This window comes from Treponema sp. UBA7567, assembly GCF_002476655.1.
Classification (GTDB): Bacteria; Spirochaetota; Spirochaetia; order Treponematales; family Treponemataceae; genus Treponema_D.
This window is the reverse complement of record NZ_DLLH01000002.1, coordinates 1,211-9,051: the sequence shown is the minus strand read 5'-3', so window position 1 is coordinate 9,051 and position 7,841 is coordinate 1,211. Positions and strand designations below refer to the sequence as shown.

At 41.4% G+C, this 7,841-nt stretch carries 8 protein-coding genes; all 8 read right to left on the bottom strand.

All coding sequences use genetic code 11. The annotated features are described in order from the left end of the window. Window positions 1-120 precede the first annotated feature (120 nt). The 8 genes from B3Y13_RS00170 to B3Y13_RS00135 all read right to left on the bottom strand — a co-directional run bounded on the left by B3Y13_RS00170 (window position 121) and on the right by B3Y13_RS00135 (window position 7,541). Window positions 121-1,338, bottom strand: coding sequence for a sensor histidine kinase (locus tag B3Y13_RS00170; RefSeq protein WP_296691871.1), 1,218 nt, complete (start codon window positions 1,336-1,338; stop codon window positions 121-123). A 42-nt stretch (window positions 1,339-1,380) separates the two neighbouring features. Continuing rightward, the gene (locus B3Y13_RS00165; protein ID WP_296691868.1) at window positions 1,381-2,004 is read right to left on the bottom strand and encodes a hypothetical protein; all 624 of its coding nucleotides are present in this window, start codon (window positions 2,002-2,004) and stop codon (window positions 1,381-1,383) included. Between the two features lie 104 nt (window positions 2,005-2,108). Continuing rightward, the gene (locus tag B3Y13_RS00160; RefSeq protein ID WP_296691864.1) at window positions 2,109-2,612 is read right to left on the bottom strand and encodes a hypothetical protein; all 504 of its coding nucleotides are present in this window, start codon (window positions 2,610-2,612) and stop codon (window positions 2,109-2,111) included. Window positions 2,613-2,896: 284 nt separating this feature from the next. Further along, window positions 2,897-4,459: a PcfJ domain-containing protein gene (locus tag B3Y13_RS00155; RefSeq protein WP_296691861.1), complete on the bottom strand. Its 1,563-nt coding sequence runs from the start codon at window positions 4,457-4,459 to the stop codon at window positions 2,897-2,899. Further along, the gene (locus B3Y13_RS00150) at window positions 4,428-5,189 is read right to left on the bottom strand and encodes a hypothetical protein (RefSeq protein ID WP_296691858.1); all 762 of its coding nucleotides are present in this window, start codon (window positions 5,187-5,189) and stop codon (window positions 4,428-4,430) included. The genes B3Y13_RS00155 and B3Y13_RS00150 overlap by 32 nt, the downstream gene beginning before the upstream one ends. 563 nt (window positions 5,190-5,752) lie before the next feature. Beyond that, window positions 5,753-6,535: a FliG C-terminal domain-containing protein gene (locus tag B3Y13_RS00145; protein WP_296667361.1), complete on the bottom strand. Its 783-nt coding sequence runs from the start codon at window positions 6,533-6,535 to the stop codon at window positions 5,753-5,755. 193 nt (window positions 6,536-6,728) lie between these two features. Next, window positions 6,729-7,298, bottom strand: a complete 570-nt coding sequence (locus B3Y13_RS00140; RefSeq protein ID WP_296691855.1) for a hypothetical protein — start codon at window positions 7,296-7,298, stop codon at window positions 6,729-6,731. Window positions 7,299-7,325: 27 nt separating this feature from the next. Continuing rightward, entirely contained in the window at window positions 7,326-7,541 is a 216-nt protein-coding gene (locus B3Y13_RS00135; protein ID WP_296667367.1) for a hypothetical protein, read from the bottom strand. Window positions 7,542-7,841 lie beyond the last annotated feature (300 nt).

Below are 7,841 nucleotides of genomic sequence, written 5' to 3'. Positions count from 1 at the left end.
CTGTTCAGGCTCGCCGGCATTACCTTTGCAAACCCAGCCAGATTTTTTTTCGATGTAGGAAATCGTGCCGATGCGCAAAAGCTCGTGGTCGTCAACAATGTAAAATGTTTTCGCCATCTTTCACACCTCCACCGTTATCTGCGTTCCAAAATCCGGCGCGGAAGAGAACGTCACTTTTCCGTTGAGAAGCCTTGCCCTCTCGCAGATATTGCGGACTCCAAAATGGGATTCCTTGGACTTTTCAAAAACGGCACAGTTTATCTCTTTTACAAGCTCCCCGTCCATTCCGCAGCCGTCGTCGGAAATTATGATTTTAAAATGGCTCCCTGGATTTTTTGCGGCCATCGCCCGCGCCGGAAATGCCTTTTTCAATGCCGTTTTTTGTCCGGCGTTTTCGGCAGGCCCGGCGGCCGGTGCGCTTCTCTTAAAAAACACCGTGACTTCGCTTGCGCCCGCGTGATTCTTTATATTCTGCAGCGCTTCCTGCACAATCCGGTAAACATTCAAGAGCCCGTCGCCATTCAAGCAGGAAAAGTCAACACCGTTTTCCGCAATCAGACGGAACTGGAAAGCGTCTCCGAAAATCTTCTTTGCAAAGACATTCACCAAAGAAAGCAGATTGTCTTCTGTAATGCTCGGCGGAGTCAGGTTGTAGCAGAGATTTCTGATTTCCTCAATGTTCTGGTTTTGCGTCTCGATAATCTTAGCCGCTGTGCCTCTGTCAGAAATATTTTCCGCAAGAAGAGAAACATACCGCAAATTCTGCGCGACGCTGTCGTGGAGCTCCCGGCTGATTCTTTTGCGCTCGGCTTCCTGAACCAAAATCGAATGCTGCAAAAAGGCCTGCGAACTGTAAAGCATCTTGTCTTTTTCAAGCCCTTCCTTTATGTTCAGAATGACAAGAGCAGCTCCGCCAATCAGAATCGTAAGCGTAAAATAAATGAAGAATTCGTACAGCTTTTGGTGCGTGTCTTCAAGAGATTCGTTTTTGTTTTTTAGAAAACTCATAAAAACCCTGTCCATTTCGTGAACAGCAAGCAGAATCTCTTCCTTATGGTTTTCTTTTTCCAAAATGAGCGGCCGCAGGCCCTCCGCCAGGGAAATGCAGAGCGCAATCTGATTCTCTGCCAGCTCTTTTAATGCCATGTCGCTGTTAAAGCATTTAGTGTCAAAGCGTTTAAGCGTGCCGATAAAATCCTCAAGAGAGGAGGCGTCCTGCATTGCGCAAAATTCGTTCCAGGAGCCGCAGACTGCATCCGTGCCGTTTTTATCCGGAGCTTTTTGCGCGCATGAAGCGAGAAAAACGATAACTGTAAGAAGCAAAAGGAGTTTTTTCATATTTTCTATACCGAGTCAAAGCCGGCATCCTGCCGCCGCTCTTTACCCCCCCCCGTGCATAATTTTACTATACAGCTTGCTAAGTCCAAAGCCCGAAAAGGTTGTAATCACTCTGTCCAAAACGGTGACGGGAATGCGGCCTATAATTGAGGAAAAAAGGAAATTCATATATTCGTCGCCGTTGAAGGCAAAAATAAATGTGTTGAAATTCCAGTCTTTCTGGAACAGTTTTTGCGCAAACCAATTTATCAAGCCCGAAACAACGCTGCACGCAAGCCCTGCAAGAACCGAAGCGGTAAGAATGTACAGAAAGGTCAGGTTCACGCCCTTCTTGAGATTTTCTTTTTTGCGGATAAAAAGCCAGGTAACAAGAATAATCGTGAACGCGGAAAGCGTGTACAAGAAGACAAAATCAGTTTTTCCATCGCGGATTTTAAGCTTTACGCAGGTAAAGGAAATGAACAGAAGATATTCGATAAGAGAGGCAAGCGGGCCGAACAGAAACAGGGCGGCAATCATAAAAATGGTGTCGAAGAAAAACGGCGACTTTAAGACGTCCTGAAAAAAAGAAGCCGCAAGCAAGTCGCACACGCTGAAAATGAGGATTGTGATGGCAACCGTGAAGAAATGCCTTTTGCCGAATTTTGCAGTGTTTCCGTTCATCATTCATAAAGTATAGCAAATTCCGGCGAAAAATTTCAGTGCGTTTTACGCACCAAAAAAAATCCACGCAAGGTTTGCTTGCGTGGAGAAAATATACGCGAAATAAGTTATTTTCGTGTGTATTTGTTGTCTTCATCATCAGTGAGCGTTGTACCACTGATTGTGCATTTTCTCGTTTTAACTTTGCTCGAATCAAGAGCTTCGAGCGGACAGTTTGAATTGGTGATTGTTAATGAGTTTGAACCAGAATACATTGCCTTCATCATAAGTTCAACCATTGTTGCCCTATTAACTTGGCTTACAGATGTACAAACTACAGTGCCATCTTTTGTCGGGTCACCTGTATAAGTACCCTTCTCAACATCTAGATCCATAGTAACAGTCATACCGTCATCAGTTTCCTTGCTATATATGTGCATTGCATAGGTGTTATCGCTGTAAAAAGTAATGGTCTCAGTTTCGCCGTCAGAATTTGTTCCAGAGTATGCAGCAAGAGATGGGGCTGAGCCTGAGCCGCCGTCATCATCGTCAGAATCAGAGCAAGATGCGAATCCAAATCCAAGCGCTGCGACCGCCGCAAGCACTGCCAATGCTTTTAAAAATTTCTTCATAAGAAACTCCTTAAAAAATTAATATGGCAGTATTTTACAGGGCAAGGGGAGGGGGAGCGAAAGTGCGTTTTACGCACCGAAAATAAATTACCGTGCACAGCAGGAATTTACTTTGCAGCTTATGCGGAAAACTCGCGCACATTATTTCTCATCTTCAAGCATTTTTTTGACATTCTGCGCCGATGAGCCGTTTCCGCTACCGCCAAAACCGTGAATGTAGATTGCTTTTCTTTTTGCTTCCATAGATTTGCCCTTCACTTTTCTTCTGACTCATATCTTTTACTTTAAAAGACTTTCTTGAATTTTATATTCTTTGCACGGCACCATTCCTGATATGCAAGTAAATCTTCGCCCTGTAAAACCCGATTTCCTGGTCCTAATGCCTGACGGATGCTGAATTTTGGTGAAACTTCAATGCAAATCCTATACTTATTCTTGTATTTTGCATACACGATTGTGCAGTATTTTTTGCGAGCCAGTTCTGTATAACACCAGCCCACGCAATTGTGCATTTCACTTCCGACTGTCCTCAGTTCTGCGGAGCTTTGGGCCACATAAAAGCAATAACGGTCTTCATCTTTTACTTCGACAGTTTCAATCTTTCCGTCACCTGTGCGAATCGTAGTCCTGTTTTCGCCGCATTTATAGGCAAGGTCAAGGTGAGGCTGCTCGATTTCAAATTTTTCATCTTTTTCTTGATTTTCGCCAAACATCCGGGCAGAAAGAGCGTTTGCATTCTGTGCTTGCACAATGTCGGCACGGCGAACTAAAAAATCATGCGTATAATCATTGAATCCTTCGCGAAGCACATCTTTCTTTTCTTTATCACTCAAAGCATCAGCGCAAATCGGATAAGAATTTATTCCATCAATAATGACATTGTCTGGAATCTTTTCGTCAGCAAAAAAATTGAAAGTTCTTTCCAGGCTATTCCAAACTGTTTTTTCGGAAGAAATTGCAAGCATATCCCCGACGAATTTTTTTAGCGAAGGGCGAATGCTGTAAGAAATCTCGCCGTCAGAAAAATTTACCATACAAAACTTGAAAAAAGCATAGCAAAGAGGATTAGCGCTTTTTAAAAGAATATTCAAATCAGAAAATCCCAAATCCTTTACCGCCGCATACGAGATGACACCTTCAGGGAAACTCTGGTACAACTTTCGGACAGATTTTGAAGGCTTTATTCCGAGACTGTGAAACATTTCGTTTTCGGCGGTCGGAGTGTTTCCAGAAGAAAGAGTTGAAAAATCCTTATCATACGGATTTAAAGCCCAGTGATGAGAAATTTTATAGAAATTGATGTTGAACGGACTTAGCATATAACCAATGATAAGACTGAAGCCACGAAATTTTGAAGCAATGGTCGGGACTATGCCAAATTCTTTTTTATACCGATCGCCTAAATCCTTTAAGATTTCTTCCGTGATTTCAGGACAAAGGCCGGCTGCCAAATCTTCGCTCTCAAAAACAGATTTTCCATTTTTGGATAAGACTTTACGCTCAAGATTAAGCTCATAAAAATTTTCGATAAGACGGCGGTTCTGCTTTACGACAGTCTGGGATTTTACAAGAATGAGATAATTATTTTTTGTTTTTGCCACATGATAGCCATAATTAAAGATTGAATTTTCATAAGCAAAAGGTCCTTCATACAAATGTCCGCACTGACTTTTAAGAATATTATTTGAAAAGGCGGCGATATATTCCCAGCGATGGCACGAGCGGCAATATACGCTTTTCTGTTTTAAATTTACTATGGTCGGGAAAAGAGACATCGGCTCACAAGAAATTGGTATGTACTTATTAATTTTTGGACTAAATGCCCAGTAGCTGCACTGTGCTCTCATTTTTTTTCTCCAGATTGTTTAAGATTTCACAGTCATATATATCGATTGCCCAGCCGTCTTTTATAGCCCGCTTGATGTCCGTGTAATGAGCAATCACTTTTTCTGTAGGAATAGGAAGCGTCGTGGTGATTTTAGGAACCGTAACCGTCAGCTCCATTCCTTGCCCTCTCTTCTTTTTTGCACTCAAAGAAAAGTCATACATCTCGCGCATTTCAAGCTCGTTTATTTGCAGATGATGAGATGAAACAACTGATATAATTCCGTACCTGCCGTCAAGATTTCGTATTGTGACTTTCGGCTTTGCATTTTGAACCGTTTGTCTTCTGACTTGTTGATTCCACTTATACTCGCCCGATTCCTTGTACTCAACCAGTTTTTCAAACTCTTCCTCAGAATAAAACAGGTGAGTTACATAATAAAGTTTTTTTTCGATATATCCTTTAACTCCTTCTCCGTTATCACTTCTGCAGCTAAAGGAAATATCATAGCCAAAATGCTGGAATCTGAAATTGAACTCATAAGGCGGTTCTTTGGTCACAAAACGAATCGCATCATTCTGAATATCGATGAAAATCTTTGCGCCATCGTCGAACTGGCCTTCAAGCAAGTCCTCGTCTTTTAGTCCGAAATATTTGAAATCAATTTCGTTTTTTTCATTTCCGAATTTTTCGACAAACCTAAGGAACTGCTCGTGGTTCAAAAACTTTATTTCACAATGAGTTGGATTCATTCTGCGCTCTCCATTTTTAGAAACGCCGGTTTCGTCTCTTTGGGAAACCGGCAAACCCGAATCTCACCGGCAAAAGATAGGCGCCGGATTTAGCATTTTGCGATTCAGCCGCAAAACACAAGAATAATATATGGAAAATTCGCAAGAAGTTCAAAAAAGTGTGAAGAAAGCTGAATTTTTTTTCCAGCTCAGAATGTTCCCTGGTTAAAAAGGAATGTCGTTAGCCTGAATTTCGAGTTTTNNGTTTTATGATTTTATGTCATTTTTGCTTTTCATTCTCAAATAAAAACACCGCACCGCTGCGAGCCAAAAAGACTTATAGAGGTGCGGCATTGTATTTTGAGAATATATAAATTGTCTGAGATTTGACAGATTTTAAAGCACAGAAAGCGCGAACAGAACTTGAATTCATACCATCTATTGTTTGCATTTTTTTTCTGTGCTCCTCGTGCAAATTTTTATGAGTACTTACAAGTTACAACACAATTTTAATAAAAAACAGTGCGTTTTACGCACCGAATTTTTTATTTCAGAGGCTAACAAGCTTGTCTTCCCGGCTGTATTCAGCTGCAATATAAAGAATCCATTATCTTTTTTTGACATTCAACGGAAGGCTTTTTCATCTCCAGAAGTTCCGCTTCAAGCTTTTTCTTCGTCTCCGGGCTGACACACCTGAAGATTTTGCTCTGGATTTCATAATCACAAAATGCGATTGCCTGTGCAAGGAAATCAAGGTTTTCCTCGGCGATTTTCTTCACGGTAATATCATCAAGCCAAACAATGTTCTCAAAGTTCCCGGAAAGATAGACTTCCATCGCTGTATGTGCCCGCTGTTCTTTTTGCTCACTGCTCTCTTCGAGTCTGCGCAAGTATTCCGCACGATTTTCATCATCCCGCTTCTCAAAGTCTGACATTAGCTTTGCGCCAAGTTCTTCGCCAATCATTGAGGCAAGTTTCATCGCAAGGACACGAGGATTCGCCCCTTCATAGATTGAATGCACGCCCTCCGCCGCCATCATCAGCGCAAGTTTTTCTTCGTCGCCGCCTAGTTTTTGGGAAGAAGCGATTGCATAGAAGGCGATTTTCTCAATATCGGATATTTCAACACCGTCACAGATGTCCATAAAAAGATTTCGTATAAAATTTCTACCATACAAAGAGATTTTTTGCGGAAAATCCTCTCCCGCAAAATCATTGAAGGCCTGCTCAGTATCCATATCCGCTTGCAAGGAAAGAATTCCTTCACGGCGGGAACGTTCGGCCGTGTTTATCAAAAACCATGCCATGCCAAGCAAAGTCTTTTCGTACTCAGGCTTTGCGGGCGGTAAATTGTAGAAGATTGCCATTTATTCCTCCAAAGATTTTTTCATGTGTTCAAAGGGACGGTTTTATTTATTTTCCCGATAATTGATTTAATGGCATAAAGCACAACAGAAAATTCATCCTTAACAATGATTTAGAAAAAGACAATCGAATCGTTGCCATTCACATCTCTGCGATTGACGATAAAATCTGTAAGTTCTGCGGTCATTTTATCTCCTACTCAAAATTAAAATCTGCCAAAGTGTTTTTTCTTCGAGGATGTCCGGGTCTTCGCTCAAAAATCTTCCGAAATTCTTCCATCGCAGGATCTGTCTCCTGAAATTTAACACGCAATGGCGGTCTGGAAACTTTAGCTGCATCGTTTGCTGTCGTAGAGCCATCTCTTCCTTTGCCGAACACTTTTTTGTGTCCTTCCTCGCTGAACTGAATCGTGCAGTATAAAAATCCACGAATCTCATAAAACCCAAGCTCGTAATTCACAACTTCATCAGGAAAAAGCGCTTGCATAGTTTCAGTATAAAGCCTTTGCACTACATCTTTATCCCATTTTACAAGCATTTCGTCCAAAAGAATGCTGAACTCTTTTAGGAACACGCCAAGTTTTGCCTTACCAGTGCAGAACGGCGGAATGGCTATCGTGCAAAAAGGGTAATCATCTGGCGATAATGTCAGGCTTCTGTCTTCATATTTTCCCTCGTAAAAATTGAAATCAGTTTTAATCGCAGTTTCGCAATCCTCAATGTAAAAATCCGTAAATTGATATATTCCTTCATTATATGGAAACAAGATTCTTCACCTCCTGTAATTGCAAAATTACTCTGTTTTGCCTTCGTTTAGCGGCACGAACACCGTGTGCACTGATTTTTTGTCCTTGGTCATAGTCCTGTACAGGACTCCGCCGAACACTCTGATGACATCGGTATAGGGAGAAGCTGTTTCGTCAGTTCCATAGTTCAATGCCGTTCCGTCATCTAAAAGCTCTACATGGCCAATTCTCTTTTTTTTAAGTTCTTCAAGCTCTTTGTTCATAATTTTTCTTCCGCTCTAATAATATATGGAAAATTTGCAAAAAGTTTAAAAAAAAGGTGATTTTCCCACAATTCGCATAGCAGGTGGTTTATTATAAAAATATTCCGCTTCGCTATTTGGACGATTAAAAAAACTCCTTCGCCAAAAACAAAACTTTTTACAAGCGAAGGAGCGGCTTGCCGCCGATAAACTTCTATGATGTCCGCTAGTTTTTAGAGCGAGCGAATTGCAAGCGCATAGGCATAGCCTGTACTCGAAATGAGTTCAGGCACATAAAAAAAACTTAAAAATTTGATATAA

Excerpts from the sequence above, each read along its gene's own strand:
- B3Y13_RS00150 (WP_296691858.1), bottom strand. The coding sequence starts at position 5,189 with ATGAATCCAACTCATTGTGAAATAAAGTTTTTGAACCACGAGCAGTTC.
- B3Y13_RS00170 (WP_296691871.1), bottom strand. The coding sequence starts at position 1,338 with ATGAAAAAACTCCTTTTGCTTCTTACAGTTATCGTTTTTCTCGCTTCA.
- B3Y13_RS00160 (WP_296691864.1), bottom strand. The coding sequence starts at position 2,612 with ATGAAGAAATTTTTAAAAGCATTGGCAGTGCTTGCGGCGGTCGCAGCG.
- B3Y13_RS00145 (WP_296667361.1), bottom strand. The coding sequence starts at position 6,535 with ATGGCAATCTTCTACAATTTACCGCCCGCAAAGCCTGAGTACGAAAAG.
- B3Y13_RS00155 (WP_296691861.1), bottom strand. The coding sequence starts at position 4,459 with ATGAGAGCACAGTGCAGCTACTGGGCATTTAGTCCAAAAATTAATAAG.
- B3Y13_RS00165 (WP_296691868.1), bottom strand. The coding sequence starts at position 2,004 with ATGATGAACGGAAACACTGCAAAATTCGGCAAAAGGCATTTCTTCACG.
- B3Y13_RS00135 (WP_296667367.1), bottom strand. The coding sequence starts at position 7,541 with ATGAACAAAGAGCTTGAAGAACTTAAAAAAAAGAGAATTGGCCATGTA.